22 protein-coding genes and 1 tRNA gene are annotated in these 21,781 nt (G+C 33.5%); 3 read left to right on the top strand and 20 right to left on the bottom strand.

The genetic code is table 11. The annotated features are described in order from the left end of the window. Positions 1-9: 9 nt before the first annotated feature. The 15 genes from ACIQ2L_RS05560 to idi form a co-directional block, all read right to left on the bottom strand. The gene (locus ACIQ2L_RS05560) at positions 10-495 is read right to left on the bottom strand and encodes a biotin/lipoyl-containing protein (RefSeq protein WP_396157127.1); all 486 of its coding nucleotides are present in this window, start codon (positions 493-495) and stop codon (positions 10-12) included. A 104-nt stretch (positions 496-599) separates the two neighbouring features. After that, on the bottom strand, positions 600-2,798 hold the full coding sequence (locus tag ACIQ2L_RS05565) for a B12-binding domain-containing radical SAM protein (protein ID WP_396157128.1): 2,199 nt from the start codon (positions 2,796-2,798) through the stop codon (positions 600-602). Positions 2,799-2,827: 29 nt separating this feature from the next. Next, entirely contained in the window at positions 2,828-3,541 is a 714-nt protein-coding gene (locus ACIQ2L_RS05570) for a DUF4369 domain-containing protein (RefSeq protein ID WP_396157129.1), read from the bottom strand. 85 nt (positions 3,542-3,626) lie between these two features. Next, a complete protein-coding gene (locus ACIQ2L_RS05575; RefSeq protein WP_396157130.1) occupies positions 3,627-5,495 on the bottom strand; it encodes a peptidase M61 in 1,869 nt (622 codons plus the stop codon). 146 nt (positions 5,496-5,641) lie between these two features. Then, complete coding sequence (locus ACIQ2L_RS05580) at positions 5,642-5,914, bottom strand: TIGR03643 family protein (protein ID WP_396157131.1); 273 nt, start codon at positions 5,912-5,914, stop codon at positions 5,642-5,644. 109 nt (positions 5,915-6,023) lie between these two features. Next, positions 6,024-6,848 carry a sterol desaturase family protein gene (locus tag ACIQ2L_RS05585; RefSeq protein WP_396157132.1) on the bottom strand — a complete coding sequence of 275 codons (825 nt, stop codon included), beginning with the start codon at positions 6,846-6,848 and terminating at the stop codon, positions 6,024-6,026. Positions 6,849-6,882: 34 nt separating this feature from the next. After that, complete coding sequence (locus tag ACIQ2L_RS05590) at positions 6,883-7,485, bottom strand: alpha-ketoglutarate-dependent dioxygenase AlkB family protein (RefSeq protein ID WP_396157134.1); 603 nt, start codon at positions 7,483-7,485, stop codon at positions 6,883-6,885. A 69-nt stretch (positions 7,486-7,554) separates the two neighbouring features. Next, positions 7,555-8,271, bottom strand: coding sequence for an aquaporin Z (gene aqpZ, locus ACIQ2L_RS05595; protein WP_396157135.1), 717 nt, complete (start codon positions 8,269-8,271; stop codon positions 7,555-7,557). A 107-nt stretch (positions 8,272-8,378) separates the two neighbouring features. Next, positions 8,379-9,296 carry an EamA family transporter gene (locus ACIQ2L_RS05600; RefSeq protein ID WP_396157136.1) on the bottom strand — a complete coding sequence of 306 codons (918 nt, stop codon included), beginning with the start codon at positions 9,294-9,296 and terminating at the stop codon, positions 8,379-8,381. Between the two features lie 188 nt (positions 9,297-9,484). Further along, positions 9,485-9,561: transfer RNA gene (locus ACIQ2L_RS05605), tRNA-Thr, on the bottom strand. 67 nt (positions 9,562-9,628) lie between these two features. Beyond that, the gene (locus ACIQ2L_RS05610) at positions 9,629-9,895 is read right to left on the bottom strand and encodes a hypothetical protein (RefSeq protein ID WP_396157245.1); all 267 of its coding nucleotides are present in this window, start codon (positions 9,893-9,895) and stop codon (positions 9,629-9,631) included. Between the two features lie 86 nt (positions 9,896-9,981). After that, entirely contained in the window at positions 9,982-10,944 is a 963-nt protein-coding gene (locus ACIQ2L_RS05615; protein ID WP_396157138.1) for a type I phosphomannose isomerase catalytic subunit, read from the bottom strand. A gap of 21 nt (positions 10,945-10,965) precedes the next feature. Beyond that, positions 10,966-11,415 carry a peroxiredoxin gene (locus tag ACIQ2L_RS05620; protein WP_396157139.1) on the bottom strand — a complete coding sequence of 150 codons (450 nt, stop codon included), beginning with the start codon at positions 11,413-11,415 and terminating at the stop codon, positions 10,966-10,968. Continuing rightward, entirely contained in the window at positions 11,415-11,825 is a 411-nt protein-coding gene (locus tag ACIQ2L_RS05625) for a 6-pyruvoyl trahydropterin synthase family protein (protein ID WP_396157140.1), read from the bottom strand. Before ACIQ2L_RS05625 ends, ACIQ2L_RS05620 begins: the two co-directional genes overlap by 1 nt. Before the next feature lie 97 nt (positions 11,826-11,922). After that, positions 11,923-12,450, bottom strand: coding sequence for an isopentenyl-diphosphate Delta-isomerase (gene idi / locus ACIQ2L_RS05630; RefSeq protein WP_396157141.1), 528 nt, complete (start codon positions 12,448-12,450; stop codon positions 11,923-11,925). A gap of 202 nt (positions 12,451-12,652) precedes the next feature. Between idi and ACIQ2L_RS05635 the strand changes: the two genes are divergently transcribed. Beyond that, positions 12,653-13,717: a bifunctional methionine sulfoxide reductase B/A protein gene (locus tag ACIQ2L_RS05635; RefSeq protein WP_396157246.1), complete on the top strand. Its 1,065-nt coding sequence runs from the start codon at positions 12,653-12,655 to the stop codon at positions 13,715-13,717. Between the two features lie 81 nt (positions 13,718-13,798). Here ACIQ2L_RS05635 and ACIQ2L_RS05640 read toward each other — a convergent pair whose 3' ends face one another. After that, entirely contained in the window at positions 13,799-15,379 is a 1,581-nt protein-coding gene (locus ACIQ2L_RS05640) for an NADP-dependent glyceraldehyde-3-phosphate dehydrogenase (RefSeq protein ID WP_396157142.1), read from the bottom strand. Positions 15,380-15,603: 224 nt separating this feature from the next. On the opposite strand from ACIQ2L_RS05640, the gene ACIQ2L_RS05645 reads away from it, so the two are divergent. Beyond that, positions 15,604-16,488, top strand: a complete 885-nt coding sequence (locus tag ACIQ2L_RS05645) for a hypothetical protein (RefSeq protein WP_396157143.1) — start codon at positions 15,604-15,606, stop codon at positions 16,486-16,488. Between the two features lie 14 nt (positions 16,489-16,502). Here ACIQ2L_RS05645 and ACIQ2L_RS05650 read toward each other — a convergent pair whose 3' ends face one another. Next, positions 16,503-18,062: an NAD(P)/FAD-dependent oxidoreductase gene (locus tag ACIQ2L_RS05650; RefSeq protein WP_396157144.1), complete on the bottom strand. Its 1,560-nt coding sequence runs from the start codon at positions 18,060-18,062 to the stop codon at positions 16,503-16,505. Positions 18,063-18,140: 78 nt separating this feature from the next. Between ACIQ2L_RS05650 and ACIQ2L_RS05655 the strand changes: the two genes are divergently transcribed. After that, positions 18,141-18,377 carry a hypothetical protein gene (locus ACIQ2L_RS05655; protein ID WP_396157145.1) on the top strand — a complete coding sequence of 79 codons (237 nt, stop codon included), beginning with the start codon at positions 18,141-18,143 and terminating at the stop codon, positions 18,375-18,377. On the opposite strand, the gene ACIQ2L_RS05660 is transcribed toward ACIQ2L_RS05655, so the two are convergent. Genes ACIQ2L_RS05660 through recQ form a run of 3 tightly spaced genes read right to left on the bottom strand, consistent with a single transcriptional unit; the run spans position 18,374 to position 21,756 of the window. Further along, a complete protein-coding gene (locus ACIQ2L_RS05660) occupies positions 18,374-18,787 on the bottom strand; it encodes a hypothetical protein (RefSeq protein ID WP_396157146.1) in 414 nt (137 codons plus the stop codon). The genes ACIQ2L_RS05655 and ACIQ2L_RS05660 overlap by 4 nt on opposite strands. A gap of 2 nt (positions 18,788-18,789) precedes the next feature. After that, entirely contained in the window at positions 18,790-19,560 is a 771-nt protein-coding gene (locus ACIQ2L_RS05665) for a hypothetical protein (RefSeq protein ID WP_396157147.1), read from the bottom strand. Continuing rightward, complete coding sequence (gene recQ / locus ACIQ2L_RS05670) at positions 19,561-21,756, bottom strand: DNA helicase RecQ (RefSeq protein WP_396157148.1); 2,196 nt, start codon at positions 21,754-21,756, stop codon at positions 19,561-19,563. Between the last annotated feature and the right edge of the window lie 25 nt (positions 21,757-21,781).

A 21,781-nucleotide genomic window follows, 5' to 3' on the forward strand; every position in this document is an offset into this window, starting at 1 on the left:
TTCTTCATTTTATTCGAATTCAATTAACAATTGTCCTTTGTCTACTGCTTGACCTTTTTCTACGGTGATAGATTTGATTATACCATCACGAGGTGAGAGGAAACTGTTCTCCATTTTCATGGCCTCAAGGATTAGTAAAGGATCGTTTTCTTTGACCGATTGACCAACCTCAACACTAATTTCAAGAATTAATCCAGGCATTGGTGCTTTGATGGCATTAACAACTTTAGTTCTGCCTCGTTCAATTCCCATTCTATTTATAAGTTGATCTAAATCGTCTGAAATAGCCACTTCATACCTATTGTTATTTACTTTTACAGTATATTTTTTGGCAATAAAATCGGAAGAAATTATCTCAGCATTATAAGGTTTGCTGTTATTTAAAATGTGAAATTTTGAGTTCTCTACAAGAACAGCGTCGAGATTTTTGAGGTCACTTTCAGACAATTCAAAACTATTGATATTGTTTACAGAAAGTTTATAGGTTGAATCCATATAAAATAATTTTTTAATAAGGTAAACTTACAAAAAGAAATCGTTTTCGAAACTGATAAATCTCATGTAAACTTAAATTTAATAAAAGAATAATATAAGGTTGCTTATAAAACTAACAACCCAATTTCTTTCAAAGTATGAATTGGTTTAGAATACCAAAAAAGCTCAAAATCGACAAATTTAGTTTCAAAATTATCTTTTAAATTTTTGAATGTAAACTGCTTATCATTATGAACAGAACATAATTCAAGTTGATTTAGCAACCAATCTGCTTTGTCTTTTTCTAATGAAATTTCAACGGTTTCTATTCTACAATGAAACGTTAATTTACTCATTTGCCAAGAACTTCCTTTTTTAGATTTTGAGTACACTTCTGTCAATGGCTTTCCTCCTATCCAAATAATTTTTGAGGATGACTTAGTACTCAATTTATTTTCTTTTTCGAGGCTAGAAATAATATAATCTGATGGAATTGTGGTATTTGGGATTTTGAAATCGAACCAATCTTGAAGTTCGTAGTCGAAACAAATGCCATGCATATAATTGAACAACGACTTCTTTAAACCAAAACTGAATTTGTCGTGATTTATTCCGGTTTTATCTTTAAACTGAATGTCATTATTTGCAAATGTAATTTCATTTTGTTCTGGTATTACTCCAAATTCCTCCGGAAACATTCCAACCGGACTGTGAGCTGTCATGGCAAATTGATGCCAAAAACCAGATTGTATTATTCCTAATTCAAATAGTTGACGCACCATTTCCAAACTATCAATCGTTTCTTGAACGGTTTGCGTTGGATACCCATACATTAAATAGGCATGAACCATTATTCCAGACTCTGTAAAGTTCCGCGTTACTTGCGCAACTTGTTCGACAGTTACTCCTTTTTGAATGAGTTCCAACAATCTATCCGAAGCAACTTCTAAACCTCCTGAAACTGCAATACAGCCAGAAGCTTTTAACAAAATACATAAATCAGAATAGAAGCTTTTCTCAAATCGAATATTGGTCCACCACGTAACGGTTAGTTTTCTTCTAAGAATTTCTAACGCCACTTCTTTCATCAAAGCTGGAGGAGCAGCTTCATCTACAAAGTGAAAACCCGATTCACCCGTTTGTGCTATCATTTCCTCCATCCTGTCTACTAAAGTTATAGCAGCAATGGGTTCGTAAAGCTTTATATAGTCTAAAGAAATATCGCAAAAAGTGCATTTTCCCCAATAGCATCCATGCGCCATGGTGAGTTTATTCCAGCGGCCATCGCTCCATAAACTATGCATTGGGTTCGCAATTTCGATGACCGAAATGTAATTGTCTAAACGCAAGTCCGAGTAATCAGGAGTGCCTACTTCCAATTGTTTATAATCCGCTTTAGTGGAATTATTTTTATAAACTACTTCGTTTTGTTCTAAGACGAAAGTTCTTTTGGCCTCCCCCAACCCCTCCAAAGGAGGGGAGTTTAAAACGTGGGAAATTAGTAATTCAATAGGGAGTTCGCCATCATCCAATGTTATAAAATCGAAAAATTCGAAAACACGCTTGTCGCTTAAACTTCGTAATTCTGTATTTGGGAAACCGCCGCCCATGGCTATTTTAATTTCTGGGAAGTTCTTTTTAATAAATTGTGCACAACGAAAAGCACTGTATAAATTTCCTGGAAAAGGAACTGATATACAAACTAATTTGGGTTGTGTGTGGTTAATCCTTTCTTCTAGGATTTTGAGTGTAACTTTATCAATGTAAGTCAACTCATTTTGCAAATGGGAATACATTTCGTCAAAAGAATTGGCACTTCTACCCAATCGTTCCGCATAACGACTGAAACCAAAATTTTCATCAACACATTCGACAATAAAATCAGATAAATCTTCGAGGTAAAGCGTGGCTAGATGTTTTGCTTTGTCTTGCATTCCCATGCTACCAAAAGCCCATTCCATATCGTCTACTTGATTGAAACGATTGGCTTGTGGAAGGAAATTTCCGGAGCAAATTTGTCGGGCAAGGGTTTGGTTTTTTCCTTGGAGGAAAGTAATAACAGAGTCTATGGTATTTATGTAATCTTGTTTTAGAGAATAAATTCGTTGCGAGTTGCGAGTTGCGGGTTGCGGGTTGTCCTCGCTGAAAGAAAATAAATTTTCTAATCCCTTTTTCGAAAAGAGATCTAGTATGACTTCTATGCCCAAATCCATTTGAAAGCTAGAAATGTTTTTGGTATTCAAAAAACCTTTCAAGTAGGCCGTTGCGGGATAGGGCGTATTGAGTTGGGTGAACGGTGGTATAATTAAAAGAATGTCTTTCATTTGATCATTTCTAACAAACAAAAGTAATTTTATTTTCCATCCTTTTTCCTTGCCGCTATAAATTCAATTAATTTTTTTCCGTACAATGATTTGGAAACTTTTGGTGTCATTGACTTTTGGATGGTATCCAAATATTTCAGATTAATATCGTAAATTTCAGCCAAAGCTACATAGGGTGACACTTCATAATCAGCATGATTGACTGCGAAATTCGTTGTGTAAAGGTATTTTCTTTTTAAAATTCCTTTTTGTTCTTCCTCAATTTTATTTACCTCATCTGCATTTTGGGCTTTGTATGCATTAAATTTTTTCTGTATTAACGTCAAATCCTGATCCACATATCTCGAAACCACTTTTCGGTATTCATCATAAAGCTCCTGATTTTTAGAACCCGTAATTTTGGCATCAGCCGTAAAAAAATCAAGCGATGTTTCAATGTTCATTACTCCTTTTTCGGCAAAAAAACTGATGTTGTTATCAACCGAATTAGTTACACCTCTATCTAAAAATAAATACAACATCTCGGGAGATTGCAAATCGAATTCACTTGTAAAATGAGAATCACCGTTAATTTTTATAGTGTCAATAGGAAATAATAAAGTGTCTTTAATTCTTTGGATATATAAAGTTCCTTTTTTTAATCCTTTTATATTACCCGTTAACACGAAGTTTTTAGTTGCTTTTTTTTCTGAACAAGAAGCTAAAAGTACTATTGATAACAGCCCTATTATTGATTTACGCATGATTTATAATTTTTGCAATACTACTAAAAAAAATCCTCAATTTGTTGCACAAAATGAGGATTTGAAAAAGTTTCGATTTTTGGAATTATCCTTTCAACCAAGCATTGTTTAATTTCTCTTTTGATGTATCTGTATGTTTATAACCTTCTACCTCCATAAAACTTAATTTCACTTTCCCAGCTATTGTTTTTTCAACTCCGTCTCTCTTAATTTTAAAGTTAATAGCGTCATCCGTTTTCCAGTTTTGACTTTCCATAATCATTTCATAAATGTTATCCAAGTTATATCCTTTGTCATTAATAGACACGAGAACATCACCACCTTTTAATCCAAGATTATTCATGAAATCATTTAAATCGGAGCCCGGAATAACAAGTATTTCCTTAGTGTTTGGATTAACCGTTATAAATGGTGTTGACATATCTTTTAAAAACGGATTTCCTGGAACACTTACTTTTTGTTTTGTTACTCCCATTTTTGCAAAATAAACTTCATACGGAATTGGTGTTGTTCCTGCAACATACGTTTTTAAAAACTCTCCAACTTCAGGATAAGTTAATTGTGTAATTTTTCCGAAAAGTTCGTTATCATTGAATGGTTTACTTACACCGTATTCTTGGGATAATTTTTTCATTAAATCTAATATACCTCTATCTCCGTTGCTCTTTTCACGAATAATAATATCGATACACATTCCGATTAAGGCTCCTTTTTCATACACATTCAAATATTGATCTTTATATGGTTCGACCAAAACATTAGCACTCATTTCTGTAAATGACATGGTGTCATTTAACGAAGAAGCATTGCTAATTTTACCAGACATTCGCTGATAAAATTCATCCGCATCAATTAATCCTTGATTCACTTGAAAAATATTTGCAAAATATTCTGTAACTCCTTCATACATCCACAAATGTTCTGACATTTTAGGATTAGTGTAATCAAAATATTGAATTTCTTTAGAATGAATACTTAATGGAGTTACAATATGAAAAAACTCATGTGAAACCACATCTTTAATTTGTTCCCCTAAAGCTTCGGTTGGCATTGCGTCAGGAAAACAAACTGTAGTAGAAGTATGGTGTTCTAAGGCTCCGAAACCCTTGGCATCGTTTTTATTGGCATCGGAAAGATATAAAATAACGGTATATCGTTTATTTGAATTAATTGAACCTAAAAAAGCTTTTTGGGCACGCATTGTCTTTTCTAAGTCTGGCAGTAATGATTTTGCTGTATGAACACCTGTTGGCGAATACACACTAAAAAAAATCTCCATACCGTCAACGGTAAATGTTTCGTAATCCGGCTTTGCATACATGATTGGATTGTCTGTCAAATCAAAATAGCGAGAAGCTTTAAAAACGTCAACCGTATCGCTTTTATCTGTATCTATTAATGAAGAAGCTCCATAAAGTTTTGCTGGATGTAAAATTGTAAGCGTGTATGGAATCTCAGTCAATGCAATTTTATCTTCAAAAAAACCAACAAAACCATGGTTGTTAACCACGAAATTCTCTCCTTCTAAAATATTGGTGCCAGCAGGCGAGAAAATATCTTCTTTTCCAAAACCTTTACCACTTTCTGAGTCATAAGTATCGTTTACCCAATACGTGATTTTGGCAACCGATTTTGCATTTGGAATATTCCAAGAATTCTCATCTGTTTTCGAGGTTACTAATTCATTTCCGTTTTTATCAAATGCTTTTAAATTGTCAACAAGTTTTCCATAATTATCTGTAGAATAGGTTCCTGGAACTGTTTTTGGGAAGTGGAAAACAACCTCATTTTTAGTAAATGTTGGTGGGGTTATTGTAACCATAACTTTATCATTTTTCACCTGATTTAAATCAATGGTAACTTTTACTTCATTTGTTGCTACTTTTTTTTGTGCATTTGCAACATTGCTATAAGCAGATAATGCAAAAATGACACTTAGAATTAGTTTCTTCATTACTGAGATTAATTAAATTTTTGAATAAGTCAACAAAAGTAGCCATAAGTTACAAGTTGATTCTCTTTTTTAGATTTGATTAACAAAAATTAATCAGACATGTTTAAATAAAATAAAAAAACTCTTGTAGGACAAGAGTTTATGGCTTAATCAAATTTATTTTTAATATAATATTTACTATCTAAATCATCATAATCATCGATGATTGGCTTTGGCTTTGGCTTACTTCCAGAGGCTTTCTTTTTCCATAGTTCAAAATTGTCTTTGGACAATCTTTTTCGCATCAATTCTGTGACTTCGTTTTCAGTCAGTCCAAATTCTTCTTTAATTACTTCAAAGGGCTTTCGTTCCTCTTGAGCCATACTGACAAGTCGTTCTTTTTGCTCGTAATCAAGTTCTGCTAGTTTACTTTTTTTCATTTCTGTAAAAGCATTTATTTAAGTAGATTCAATTTTATTTATTTCTTGTATCAATATTAATAAAAAAAATAATTAGTTGGCATACATCACTATTATTTTTTTAACACTTTTATGAATTTGATGATCGATATTTTTGAAAAGGAATTGATAATAAATTCGATAATTTATTGTTTTCTTCTGATTTCATATGTGTATCTACACCATAAACTAACTTGTCTCTATCCAAGGTTTTGAAAGTGCCAAACAATCTATCCCAAACTGAAAATATATTGCCATAATTACTATCTGTATAAGGCAATACATAATGATGGTGGACTTTATGCATGTCGGGTGAAACAATAAAATAACTTAAGAAATTATCCATTTTTTTGGGTAACGATATATTAGCATGGGTAAATTGTGTGGAAAGAACAGATAATGTTTGGTATAAAAACACCAACCACATTGGGCAACCAACTATTAAAACTCCCAACGTTGTAAAAATAAAACGAATGACACTTTCCCCAGGATGATGCCTATTGGCTGAAGTCGTATCTATCCAAGTATCGGTATGATGAATGAGATGAAATCGCCATAGGAACTTGACTTTATGCTCTACCAAATGAGCCAAATAAGCTCCAATCAAATCCAAAAGTAACAATCCAACAATAGCAAACAACCAAGGATTCAATTCGGGCAACCAATTTAAAATTCCAAAACTATTTTCGGTTGTCCATTGGGCCGTTTTGAGTAATAGTAATGCCAAACCAAAATTGACAACTATAGTAGTTAGGGTGAAAAAGAGGTTTATTCCAGCGTGTTGCCATTTGTTATATTGAAACTTTACAAAAGGAACTGCGGTTTCGATTAGCCAAAAAAAAGCAATTCCACCAGCCAAAATCAAAGCTCGGTGTGAAGATGGAATACTAGAAAAATAATTAATTATTTCATTCATAGTTGCTATTTTATTCAAATATATAAATTTCTATTTATTTGATAATTCGGAAAGTGAGATTTATTCTTGGTCCAATTATTTTGGCTGTTTTGGAAATTTGATGTTTCCAAAAATGCTGTGTTTCACCTTTCATCAAGAGTAAACTTCCGTGTTCTAGGTTTATTTTCAATTTTTGTTCCTTGATAGTATTGTGCCTTAAATGAAAACTTCTTTCAGCTCCTAAACTGAGTGAAGCTATAACTGGATTTAGACCTAATTCTTTTTCGTTATCGGCATGCCAACCGTTGCTGTCTTTTCCGTCGCGATACAGATTGAGTAAAACTGTGGTGAAATTTGCTTTAGAAACCTCTTCGATTTCGTCTTTAATTAATCGTAATAACGGATTCCAAGGGTTGGGTTGCATCACAATATTTGAATACGCGTAAGGTTTGCCTTCATTGCCAAAAAGTGCTGTCAATCTGGGTTGTGAATAGGTTTTGCCAAAAACAGTAATGTCATCTTGTTGCCAAGAAATTTCATTTTTGAGTTTCTCAAATAATTCATTGGCTCGATTGCTTTCAAAGAAATTTGGATAATATTCTATGTCAGCGTTTGGTATATTAAACTGAAATTTATCTTTAGGGAAAAGTGATTTCATATTACAAAAATAAAGAGAAAACATTGAAATTAATCAACGTTTTCTCTTCACACTATTGAGGATTGTATATTATGCTTCTGAATGATCTTGTAGTAGATTTTTATATACTAAACCTGCCACAACAGCTCCTAAAATTGGTGCTGCCCAAAATAACCAAACTTGCGATAAAGCTTCACCTTGCACAAATACTGCTTGTGACAATGAACGAGCAGGATTTACAGAAGTGTTAGTTATTGGAATACTTATTAAGTGAATTAAAGTTAACGCTAAACCTATAGCAACTCCAGCAAATTTTCCATTAGCAAATTTATCTGTAGCACCAAGAATTACGATTAGAAAGAAAAATGTCAAAATGAATTCAGCCATAAATGCAGATTGCATGGAATAACCATCAGGAGAAAAAGCCCCAAAACCATTGGAAGCAAAAGCACCAGCTTTGGTATTATCAATTGCAAAACCCGCTTTCCCAGAACAAATGGCAACTAAAGTTCCTGCTGCAGCTAATCCACCAACACATTGAGCAACAATGTATGGTGCTAATTCTTTAGCTGAAAAACGACCGCTTGCCCATAATCCAAAAGAAACTGCTGGATTAAAATGGCCTCCAGAGATGTGACCAACAGCATACGCCATAGTCAAAACGGTTAATCCAAATGCAAGTGAAACTCCAACATATCCAATGCCATTCATGCCATCAGTGTTGTTGCTACAAGCGATAAGTGCGCTACCACAACCGCCAAAGACAAGCCAATAAGTGCCAAAAAATTCAGCGAATAATTTTCTCATAAGTTATAAATTTAAATCACTTTTTTGTGATATGGTTATAATTTCAAAAATATAAAAAAATGATTTGGAGAAAATTATCGAAAAATAAACTTATCAACAGTCAAAAATTAAAATAACCTATTTTTAAACCTAATATTCATTACAATTACAGCTATAATTATTAACAAAACACCTATCCATTGCCAAAAATTAACAGTCTCATTCAGAATAAGGAATGCCATAAAAACGGAAACTGGCAATTCAAGTGCTGCAACAATACTTCCTAATCCAATACCTGTTAATGGAAATCCTGCGTTTAATAACATAGGAGGAATAACGGTACCAAAAAGTGCAATTAAAATTCCCCATTTATAAAAAATATCATAATTAAATGGCGTTTTTTGAGTTAAAAAAGCAAATAGCAAAACGATAACTGCACCTCCTAAAAGCATGTACAAGCTTCTTTGTGCAGAAGAAATAGTCAAAGCCACCTTATTTGCTGCATACATGGTAGTCGTAAATGAAGCCGCCGCCAATAAACCTAAAAGAATTCCTCTCCAGTCTAAATCTACATTATTATAAAAAAGATTCGTTGCCAAAGCGGTTCCAAAAAGAATAATAACTACCGATAGTAATTTAATTTTAGATGGTGCTCGTTTCTCCAATATCATTTCTAAAAAAACGCCCATCCAAACGGTTTGCATCAATAAAACAATTCCGATTGATACTGGAATATATTTTACGGCCAAATAATAAAAAATGCTTGTTAATCCGGTTGAAGTTCCCACTAACATTAATTTTTTTATGTCAGCAGAAGATGATTTTATGGCTTTATTCCCTTTTCTGTTTTTTTGAAATAGATTAATAATCAGCATCAGCAAAATACCAATTACAAATTGAGCCGTAATAACTTCGGCTGGAGTATAATGAAGTCCTTGTGAACTGGTATCTGCATAAGCTAATTTTACAAAAGTAGCTAACATGCCATAACTCGTTGCACCTAACCCCACCAAAAAAACTCCTTTCAGCACTTTATTTCCAAACATTAGTTTCTTTTTTAAAAAGCGGACAAAGATATAGAATTGAAATTGTTCTTCAGAAGTAAAAAACAAAAACCGCTTCGAACAAACGAAACGGTTTCTTTTGGAGCCGGCGGAGGGACTTCCCGAAACAAGTTCGGGATCCTAATTTCCTATAAATAAAAACCGCCTCGACTAAACGAAACGGTTTCTTTTGGAGCCGGCGGAGGGACTCGAACCCACGACCTGCTGATTACAAATCAGCTGCTCTAGCCAACTGAGCTACGCTGGCAGCGTAATAGTTTTGCAAATATAAAAGTGTAATTTAATCCACCAAAACATTTTCCAACTTTTTTCTATTAAAGTGCGTTGATTTTTTCAACCAATTGGTTAGCAGTTTGTTCTAAATCTTCATTAATTTGCTTGAAATGCGCTTTTTTATTCTCTACTTTTTTAGCATTAACTTTTTCAATCAAACCGTCAAAAGAAGTAATGGCTTCATCAATAATGGCGTTTGTTTTGTCAGATGGTTTCCCTGAAGTAGTCATTTCATATATATAAACCGCTTCAATAATATCACCTAAAACGAAGTTAATATCTTTCTTTAAATTTTTAACACTTGGCATTTTCTTTATTTTTAAAATTAATTTCATTCCGCTCGGCCTTTGGCCTCGGGCTGGTGCAAAATTACACTAAATCTTTAGAAAACAAACTACGAAATATAAATTTCTAAGATTGAGGCATTTCCACAGAGTTGAAAGTCAGTTAAAGCTGCAGGAATTAAGACCGTATCGCCTTTTAGATAACGGTAACTTTCTTTATCAAAAACAAGTTGGAAGTCGCCATCTACACACATATAAACAGTAAATGACGTTTGATTTTTATTAACTTGAATACTTCCGTTAAGCGGAATAAAATTCGTTGTAAAGTAGTTGCAGTGGACTACTTCGTTGGAAACGTTTTCGGTTTTAGGATAATATCTTTGCGCTTCAATCTTTTCATAATTCAAAGCATCCAAAGCCAAATCAATATGCAACTGACGTTGATTTCCCTGAGAATCTACTCTTTCAAAATCATAAACACGATAAGTAATATCAGAGGTTTGCTGAATTTCAGCTATTACAGTTCCGGCTCCAATGGCGTGGATAGTTCCTGTATTCAGCATAAAAACATCGCCTTGGTTTACTTTTTTAGTATTAAGAATATCTGGTAATGTTTTGTTATTCAAGTTGTGAACGTATTCTTCGGGCGAAGATTTTTCTTTAAAGCCAACAATTATTCGAGATTCAGCATCAGCTTGTATTACATACCACATTTCGGTTTTTCCAAAAGAATTATGACGTTTTTTTGCCAACTCATCGTTTGGATGAACTTGTATAGACAAATCTTCACGAGCGTCAAGATATTTGAATAAGAGCGGAAATTGCTTGCCAAATTGAGCAAAAACGTATGTTCCTAAAATAGCTTCTGGAGATTCATTTATGAGTTCATTTAATGATTTCCCTTTTAATAAACCATTAGCAACGATGCTAACGTCATTCTCAACAGTAGCTATTTCCCAGCTTTCGCCAGTAATCGTTGATGTAATTGGTTTATGCAATATAGTTTTAAGTTTGGTTCCGCCCCAAATTCTTTCTTTTAGTATTGGTTCAAACTGTAAAGGATATAATTTCATTTGGAACTATTTTCAGCAAACTTACATTCTTTTCAGAATTTCGAGTGCTTTTTGAATATGAATCTTCGCAGATGTACTATCAAAAATAAGTTGTACTATTCCATTTTTATCAATTACATAAGTAGCTCTTCCTGGAATTAATCCTAAAAAATCATTTGGCACACCAAATTGAGTTCTAATCTTTTTATCAAAATCGGAAAGTAAAATAAAAGGAAGCTTGTATCGTGAAGCAAACTTTTGATGGGATTGCAAACTATCGCTACTTATGCCAATCACTTCTGCATCCAGTGCTTTAAAATCTTCGTATTGATCTCTGAAAGTACAGGCTTGTATTGTACAACCTGGAGTATCATCTTTTGGATAGAAATAAATTACTAATGGCTGATCTGAATAATCTGCACTAGCAAAAGGATTTCCATTACTATCTACAGATGTAAAAAAAGGAATTTTATCACCGACTTTAAGTGCCATTAGTTGCCTTTATACGTGACAAAATTTCGAGGCGTTTCATAAAGCACAACCTCTAAATCTTTATCATCATTAATATATTTTCGAAGCTTTTGCCAAATAACAACAGCTATATTTTCAGCAGTTGGATTTAAATCTTTAAAATCGGGAACATCTAAATTTAGATTTTTATGGTCGAAAGCATTCTCGATGTGCTCTTTAATTAAATCGGCTAAAATTTTTACATCCATTACAAAACCTGTTTCTTGATCAATTTCTCCTGTAACCGAAACGATCAATTCGTAATTATGCCCGTGAAAATTGGGATTATTGCACTTTCCAAAAACGACATCGTTTTTTTCCATCAACCAATCTTTTCGATACAATCGATGGGCTGCGTTGAAATGTGCCTTTCTTGATACGGTTACTTTCATAGTGATTATAGATTTCTGATTGTCGATTTAAGATTGTTGATTGAGAATAGTTGATTGTTTTTTAAATTAGGAAATCTGAATTCAAAATTCAGCAATCTTATATCTTATGGTCTTCAAGGTAATGATAAAATTCGTCGAAAATGATTTTAAACCAAACAGTATAAACAGCAGGATTTTGCTGCATATCATTTTTCACATCTTCTATTTTCATCCATTTCCAACTTTCAACTTCTTCTTCATTGATGTGTGGTTCTTCATTATAATAACCAATCATTACGTGGTCTAATTCATGTTCCGTTAAGCCATTATCAAAAGGCGCTTTATAGATAAAATGAAACAACTCTTTGAGTTCAGTTTTGAAACCCATTTCTTCATATAAACGGCGTGATCCCGCCTGAACATTGGTTTCTCCATCACGTTGGTGACTACAACAAGTATTGGTCCATAATAAAGGAGAATGATATTTTTGATGCGCCCGTTGTTGGAGCATAATTTCATTGTTTTTGTTTAATACAAAAACAGAAAAAGCACGATGTAAGACCGCTTTTTGATGCGCTTCTAATTTGTTCATCAAACCTACACGCTCGTCTTTTTCGTTGACTAAAACTACTTGCTCCTCGATCATATTTTTAATTAAAGTCCAAAAATACAAAAAAAAACAAGCCTTGATAGTTATACATTCTGAACAAGCGTTAAACTTTCCTTAAATAGCTACAATTTGCAATCTACTTGGCATCCTGCCTCGTATATCTAATGTAAATTTGTATCAGATTTAAAAAACACATGTTATGAAAAAATCGATTTTAAACTATTTACTTTTGCTGCCCATGTTTATGTTGACAGCTTGTGGACAAAACAAGAATTCAGAAACTAAAAAATCAAAAACCAATGCTATGGAAAATGTAATTTCAAAACCAAACAATCCTTATTATTCTACTACCGATACTACAAAGTTAAATGTATCAGATGCTGAATGGAAAAAAGTATTATCGCCTGATTTATATGCTGTTGCTCGAGAAGCTGATACCGAAAGGGCTTTCACAGGAACTATGTGGAATTCAGAAACCAAAGGAATGTATTATTGTGCTACTTGTGGATTGAAGTTATTCAAATCCAACCAAAAATTTACGAGCAGTTGTGGTTGGCCAAGTTTCTTTGAACAAGACAATAAAAATAGTGTCGTTTTCAAAGAAGATAATTCTTATGGCATGAAGCGTACCGAAGCACTTTGCGGCAGATGCAACAGTCATTTGGGACATCTTTTTGATGATGGTCCAGAGCCAACAGGAAAACGCTATTGCATGAATGCCATTTCATTGGATTTTGTTCCAGAAGGAGTTACCTCAACTACAGAAAATATGGAAACTATTGTACTTGGTGGTGGTTGTTTTTGGTGTGTGGAAGCCGTTTACGAAAACTTGGAGGGTGTAAAAAGTGTCTATTCAGGTTATGCTGGCGGAACCGTTGAAAATCCAAGTTATGAAGAAGTTTGTACTGGTAGAACTGGTGCTGCTGAAGTAGTTGAAATTACGTATGATAAAACCAAAACCAACTTGGACGAAATATTCCAAGTTTTCTTTACCGTACATGACCCAACCACATTGAATAGACAAGGTGCCGATGTGGGCACACAATACCGTTCTGCCATTTTTTATAAAAATGAAAATGAGAAAAAAGCAGCTGAGAGTTTAATTGCAGCCTTAAATGAAAAAGTTTTTTCTAACAAAATTGTAACCACACTCGAACCATTGCAAAAATTCTACAAAGCGGAATCCTATCATCAAGGGTATTATCAAAACAATAAAAACCAACCTTATTGCCAAATGGTCATTCAACCGAAGCTTGAAAAATTCGAGAAAGTTTTTAAAGATAGATTGAAAAAGAAATTGTAATTTTAAAATTGTATTAAACACAGATTTCACAAATTAGCACAGATAGATTTGTGGTAATTTGTGAAATCTGTGTTTAACTTTTTATAAAATATAATCCGTATTAATAAAATTAGATTCCTTACTATTCAGTAAAGCTTGAAGAATTTCGTTATTATAAGCATTATCTTTTGAAGCTACAAAAGTTCGAATGGAAAACGAACGTAAAGCATCATGAATACTCAAGGTTCCCACAGCAGAGTCTTTTCTTCCGGTAAACGGATACACATCGGGTCCACGCTGGCAAGAACTATTCAAATTTACACGACAAACCAAGTTCACCAATGTATCTATTAGCGGTGCAATGGTTTTGATATCTCTACCAAACAAACTCACTTGCTGCCCATAGTTAGATTCTGCCATATCGTTCAATGGTTCTTGTATGTCCTTGAATGTTAAAATAGGAATTACAGGACCAAATTGCTCTTCGTGATACACGCGCATTTCTTTGTTAATTGGAAACAAAACCGCTGGGAAGATATAGTTTTCGGTGCGTTCTCCACCTTTGGTATTAATTACTTTGGCACCTTTTGCAGAAGCATCGTCTATCAGTTCTTGAATATAATTGGGTTTTTCTGCCTCGGGTAAAGGTGTCAATAAAACTCCTTTCTCCCATGGATTTCCAAATGGTAATGCATCTACTTTTTCGGCAAATCTTCTATTGAATTCCGCAGCTATAGATTCGTGAACGTATAGAATTTTCAAAGCTGTGCAACGCTGTCCGTTGAATGACAGAGTTCCCATGATACATTCTTGAATGGTCAAATCCAAATCGGCATCAGGAAGAATAATAGCTGGATTTTTAGCTTCCAATCCTAAAATCAATCGTAGCCGGTTTTTATTTGGATGTTGATCTTGCAAAGCAATAGCCGATTTACTATTTCCTATCAAAGCTAAAATATCAATTTTCCCTGATTTCATTATTGGAGAAGCTACGTCTCTGCCTCTACCATAGACAATATTGATAACGCCTTTTGGAAAACTACTTCTAAACGCTTCGAGTAACGGAGAAATTAGCAATACTCCGTGTTTGGCTGGTTTAAAAATCACGGTATTTCCCATAATAATGGCAGGAATCAATAATGAAAACGTTTCATTCAATGGATAATTATAAGGTCCAAGACACAAAACTACACCAAGCGGACCACGACGCACCATGGCATTGACTCCTTGGCTTTTAGAGAAACGAGCGCTATTTCGGTCCAATTGTTTGTAATCTTCAATGGTATCGTAAATGTATTCGACGGTTCGGTCAAATTCTTTTTCAGAATCGCCTAGTGACTTTCCAATTTCCCACATTAAATATTTTACTACTTCACTTCGAGTAGCTTTCATTTGAGTCACAAAATTCTGCATGCATTTGATTCGGTCACTCACTTTCATTGTAGGCCATGTACCTTGTCCTTTGTTATAGGCAGCGACAGCGGATTGAACTACTTCATCAGCGGCAACTTCTCCCATTGTTGGAATTGAACCTAATAATGTTGGTGAATAGTTTTGGGTTGAGGATATAGTTGAATAAACTTCTGAGGTTTCTCCTGTCCATTTTTTTAATTCGCCGTTGACTAAATAAGTATCCTGATGTAATAATTTGGTAATTTGAAATTCGGAGGGTATTGAATTCATTTAGTAGTATTGAGTTAATTTGAAAGTTCTATAATTGAGTGATTTTTTTGATAAAAAGTTCTAATTTGTATATTTAGTAAAAATAATTTGGTTTACGTTGAAATTAAAACATATATTAACGGTTGTTAATTTATTAAAAACCAAATCAAACGTAAATTTACAAATTAAAATTAAAGAATATTGTTTATTTTTTTTTAATTTTAATTAAACAAAAAACTGAACTGTTGAACAAAGTAGTAGCATCTTTTTATAATTCATTCTTATCTGAAAAAGTAAAAGAAAAAAGTGAAGTCATTATAGTATATATAGCTATTTTGAGTTTTATTTTGCATTTACTTTTAATTGGCTTAGTAAATTTAGATTTTATCACGGTGACTGATCATTCAAAATTATTGAGTAATCCAATTTCTGCTATTTATACACCATTTTCATTTATACTTATTTATGAAGTATACTTATTATTATATTATTTACCAAAGTCAACTTCAATATATATTGGCAAACAGTATGAAATTATTTCTTTAATTGTAATCAGAAGGATATTTAAAGATTTATCTAATTTGGAAGTTTCGTTAAATTGGTTTTCTATAAAGAATGATCTTTTATTCACAGCTGACCTGTTGGCAATTGTACTTCTATTTTTCTTGATTTATATCTATTACAAATTGGTAAAAAACAGCAAAGTTGAAAAAGCAGAAATTATGACACCTGCGATTTCAAAATTCATATCTTTAAAAAAAGCAATAGCTACTTGTTTGGTTCCTGTTTTCCTTGTTTTGTCAGTATTCAGTTTGGGTCATTGGTTTTATGAAAGTTTCTTTTCATTCAGCAAAATTGTTACTGATATAAAAGACATCAACAAAATATTCTTCGACGATTTCTTTACCATACTCATTCTTGTTGATGTACTGCTGTTGTTATTTTCTTTTTTACATTCAGACAAATTCAACATTGTCATCCGAAATTCGGGCTTTATTATTTCTACGATATTGATAAAATTATCATTCAGCACCGAAGGAATAATGAACATTGTGCTCATTGTAACAGCTGTTGTTTTTGGGGTTGCTTTATTAAAAATTCATAATTTGATTGACAAAATAGAAAAGTAAAACAAGGAACTATTTTATTTTAACACTTCCGCAATCTTCAACGCACACTTTTCGCCATCAATAGCAGCCGAAATAATACCACCAGCAAAGCCAGCACCTTCGCCACAAGGATACAATCCTTTTATTTGTGGGTGTTCCAAAGTTTCGTTATCACGAGGAATTCTAACGGGTGACGATGTTCTACTTTCGGGTGCATGAAGAATAGCATCATTGGTCATATAGCCGCGCATGGCTTTCCCAAATTCAGTAAATCCTTCGCGCATAATTTGGGTTAAAAAACCAGGAAACACTTGTCCCATTTCTACCGAAGTGGTTCCGGGAACATAAGACGTTTTTGGAATGGATGCTGACACTTTACTTTGAGTAAAATCAATCATTCGTTGGGCGGGAACTTTTTGGGTACTTCCAGCAAGAAGCCACGCTTTTTGTTCGATGCTTTTCTGAAATTCCATTCCGGCTAGCGCCCCAAATTTGGCAAATGGCTTGAAGTCTTCTAGTTTTAATTCGACTACAATTCCGGAATTGGCTGTTGCTTGATCACGTTTGGATGGCGACCAACCATTAGTAACTACTTCACCTGGACTGGTAGCACAAGGCGCGATTACACCACCGGGACACATACAAAAAGAATACATACCGCGACCATTGACTTGTTTTACAATCGAATATGGCGCTGGCGGCAGATAGTCTCCACGAAAATCGCAACTGTACTGAATTTTATCAATCAATTCCTGTGGATGTTCTGCACGAACACCTATTGCAAAGGGTTTGGCTTCGATAAAAATCTTTTTTCGGTCTAATAATTCAAAAATGTCCCGAGCGGAATGTCCTGTGGCAAGAATAACTTTATTGGCTAAAATCGAATTTCCATTTTGAGTACTGACTCCCTGAATTTCATTGTTCTTAATGATAAAATCGGTCACTCTCGTTTCAAACAGAACTTGTCCGCCACACTCAATAATCTTCTTTCGAATATCTTGAATAATTTGAGGCAATTTATTGGTACCAATGTGCGGATGCGCTTCTACTAAGATATCGGACGTGGCACCGAACCCAACTAAAAGTTGTAGAATTCTATCCACATCGCCACGTTTTTTGGAACGCGTGTATAACTTTCCGTCAGAATAGGTTCCAGCTCCGCCTTCGCCAAAACAATAATTGGAATCTTCATTTACAATATGATCCACATTAATCGCTTTTAAATCGCGACGACGACCACGAACGTCTTTTCCGCGTTCGATAACGATGGGTTTTAGTCCCAATTCTATTAATTGTAAAGCGGCAAAAAGTCCGGCTGGACCAGCACCAATGATAATAACTTCCTGTTTGTTGGAGACATTTTGATAGTTTGGAAGTTCGATTTTGTGTTCAGTATATTGTTCATCTATAAGATAGACCAAAACTTTAAGATTGACTTTAATCGCTTTTTGGCGCGCATCGATAGAACGTTTTAGAATTACAACTTTTTGAACCAATTTAGTTGAAACCCGCACTGTTTTTGCCACATATTCATAGAGCAAATTTTCATTAGCTGCTATTTGGGGTGAAACTTTAAGTTGGAGTTCTTGTGGCATGAATTGATTTTTGACAAAAATAGTAATTTGAAAATTGTTATTGTAGTTTTGTAACTTTACAAAAGTCAAAAGAAGATAATGTCGAGACAAATAAAACTAATTTGGGATTTTAGAGGAGAAGCTTCGGCTAAAACGGCCGAACATCATGAAATTCATTTAAAAGAATATATTGCAATAGAAAAATTTCCAATAAACATTACTGGATTTGAGATAAAAAACGAACTGCATGCCATAGCGTTTATGGTTGTGACCGATGACCATATGATACCAGTTCGTGATGCTTTGAAACCGCATCGTGGTGAATTATTTGATTAATCTAAATCGATTTTATAATCCGTAAAAAAGTAGGTCGAATTCTTTTCACCATTAAGCTCAATACTTTTATAGTCAACCACAATTTTTTCTTTTACTTCATAATTGTATACATCTGCAATGTTGTTAACTTCATTTTTTTCATAAAACTTTCCGTCTTTTGTCCACCATTCTCCTTTTTCAAATAAAGTCTCAATTTCGCAACCTTGTTTTGAGGTAAACATAATAACATATTTGCCATTTTCATAGCGATGTAATATCCAATGTTTTTCGACACCATCAGTTTCTCTGTCTTTTTCAAAACCTTTCCATATGCCTACTAACTGCTTATCATGCTCTTTATTAATAAATAAAAAACTGGAAAACAAAAAAACTGAAAACACTAATAAAAAACCTAAAAATACTTTTTTCATAATTATTGTTTATTTGGAATATCTATTGTTTTAACATACTCATCTAAAAACAAAAACATAAAAGAGTCTAATTCTTTTTCTGCTCTAAACTCAGCTTCTTTTTGCTTTAAATATTTATTTTCTTTTTTATTCTTTTTATTCTTTTTATTCTTTTTTTCAGAAAAAGCATCAACAAAATTTAACTCCATATCGCTGGTAATTTTTCTAAACTCTTCTGCTTTTTGCTTATACTCCTCTGTAGTTTTAAAGTAACTAAAGTAATCTTTTTTGAATTTATAAAATTCATCGCCAAATAAATCCTTTGATTTAATTTGTATTCCAGACCGGATTTCAAACAATCTATAATATTCATAAACAGAACTATATCCCATATGAACATATTGCAGTTGTTTACCATAAGGACAAATCAATAAACCGTTATAAAAATCGCAAGGAAAATTTTGAATCTCACCAAAAACATCCTTGTAGATAGAGACTAAAGAATACGCATGTAAATCTGCTTTTTTTTCCGGATAAAACTCTTTATAAATATTTTCAACTACTAATTTGTTATCTTTAAATTTGAAGTATGCAATATATCCTCGCCAGTTTCCTGATGAAATTGATGTAATTAAATTATCTGGTAATGGGTGAACTTTAAAATAGATTTCTAATGGATTTGAGTGTAGCTTTACGGTATCTTTTTCAGTTATGAGATAATCAGGTACTTGAGCTGTAGCCAATAACTTCACTGAAAAAAACAAACAAGTAAAAAAAGTAAAATAACCTTTCATTTAATTCGCCACTTCACTTATAAATTTTATTCGCATTAATCGCAATTCTTCGATATCGTAATCGCCATCGAATTCCTTCAATGCCCTTTCAATATTATCGGTTTCCGAATCCATAAAATAATCGTGAATCTCTTCTTGCTGTTCATCATCTAGCATTTCATCTACCCAATATTTTATGTTTAATTTGGTTCCCGAATAGACTATTTGCTCCATTTCTTTTAGCAAATCATCCATTTTCATTCCTTTGGCTTTGGCAATATCTTCGAGCGATAATTTCCGATCTATATTTTGAATGATATACAACTTATTGGCAGAATTTGCTCCCGTTGATTTAACTACTAAATCATCTGGTCTAATAATATCATTATCTTCTACATAACGTGCAATAAGTTCAATAAATTCGTTTCCATATTTTTTGGCCTTCCCTTCGCCAACGCCGTGAACGTTACTTAATTCGTCACTAGTTATAGGATATTTCAGAGCCATATCTTCTAACGATGGATCTTGAAAAACCACAAATGGTGGAACCCCTAATTTCTTTGCTACTTTTTTACGTAAATCACGAAGCATACTCATTAATGCCTCATCTGCCGTACCTGTAGATTTTGCAGCAGTTACAATAGCATCATCTTCGGCTTCATTGTATTCGTGATCTTCAGACATCATAAACGATCTTGGATTTTTGATGAAATCATGACCTTTGTCGGAGACTTTTAAAATTCCATAGGTTTCTATATCTTTTGTTAAAAGTCCGTCAACCAATACCTGACGAATCAATGCCATCCAATAACGTTCTTCAAATTCTTTTCCAGCTCCAAAAAAAGTTTGCGAATCTGTTCTGTGCGCTTTAATCATGGCGTTTACTCGTCCGATAAGCGTATAGCAGATTTCTTTTGATTTGTATAAATACTTGGTATCTCGAACGACTTCTAAAAGTAGCTTAACTTGATTTTTAGCTTCTACTTTGGTTTTTGGATTGCGAACATTGTCGTCCATATCGGCACCTTCACCCGTTTCACTATCAAATTCTTCTCCAAAATAATGTAATAAAAATTTACGTCGAGACATCGAAGTTTCGGCATAAGCTACCACTTCTTGCAGTAATGCAAAACCAATTTCTTGTTCTGCTACTGGTTTTCCTGACATGAATTTTTCTAACTTTTCTACATCTTTATAAGAATAATACGCCAAGCAATATCCTTCACCTCCATCACGACCACCTCTTCCAGTCTCTTGATAATAACTTTCCAATGATTTTGGAATATCGTGATGAATTACAAAACGAACATCGGGTTTATCTATTCCCATTCCGAAAGCAATAGTAGCCACTACCACATCAACATCTTCCATCAAAAACATATCTTGGTGTTTAGCTCGGGTTTTAGCATCTAAACCTGCGTGGTAAGGAACGGCACTAATACCATTAACTTGAAGTACTTCAGCGATTTCTTCAACCTTTTTGCGGCTCAGACAATAAATGATTCCCGACTTTCCTTTGTTTTGTTTGATGAAACGAATAATATCCGATTCAATGTTTTTTGTTTTGGTACGTATTTCATAAAAAAGATTAGGACGATTGAACGATGCTTTGAAAGTTGTAGCATCAGACATATCTAAGTTTTTTAGAATATCTTCCTGTACTTTTGGTGTCGCAGTTGCTGTCAATCCGATTACAGGAACATCTCCAATTAATTTTATTATGGCTTTCAAATTTCGATATTCAGGTCTAAAATCGTGTCCCCATTCTGAAATGCAGTGTGCTTCATCGATTGCTACAAAAGATATTTTCACACTTTGAAGAAACTCGACATATTCTTCCTTGGTTAAAGATTCTGGAGCAACATATAATAACTTCGTAATTCCCGAAGTAATATCTTTTTTAACTTGATTTATTTCGGTTTTCGTTAATGACGAATTTAATACATGGGCAATGCCATTTTCTGAAGAAAGACTTCTAATAGCATCTACTTGATTTTTCATTAAAGCAATTAGAGGAGAAACTACAATAGCAGTTCCTTCTTGAATCAGAGCAGGCAATTGGTAGCATAAAGATTTTCCGCCACCAGTAGGCATAATAACAAAAGTATTATTTTGATTAATAATACTTTTAATAACTTGTTCTTGCAATCCTTTAAATTGGTTGAAACCAAAATACTTTTTTAATTCCTTGTGTATGTCAATTTCGTTTAAATTCATTCTTTGTTAATGGTATTTTTACATA

The sequence above is a fragment of the Flavobacterium sp. genome (assembly GCF_044369455.1).
Lineage (GTDB): Bacteria > Bacteroidota > Bacteroidia > Flavobacteriales > Flavobacteriaceae > Flavobacterium.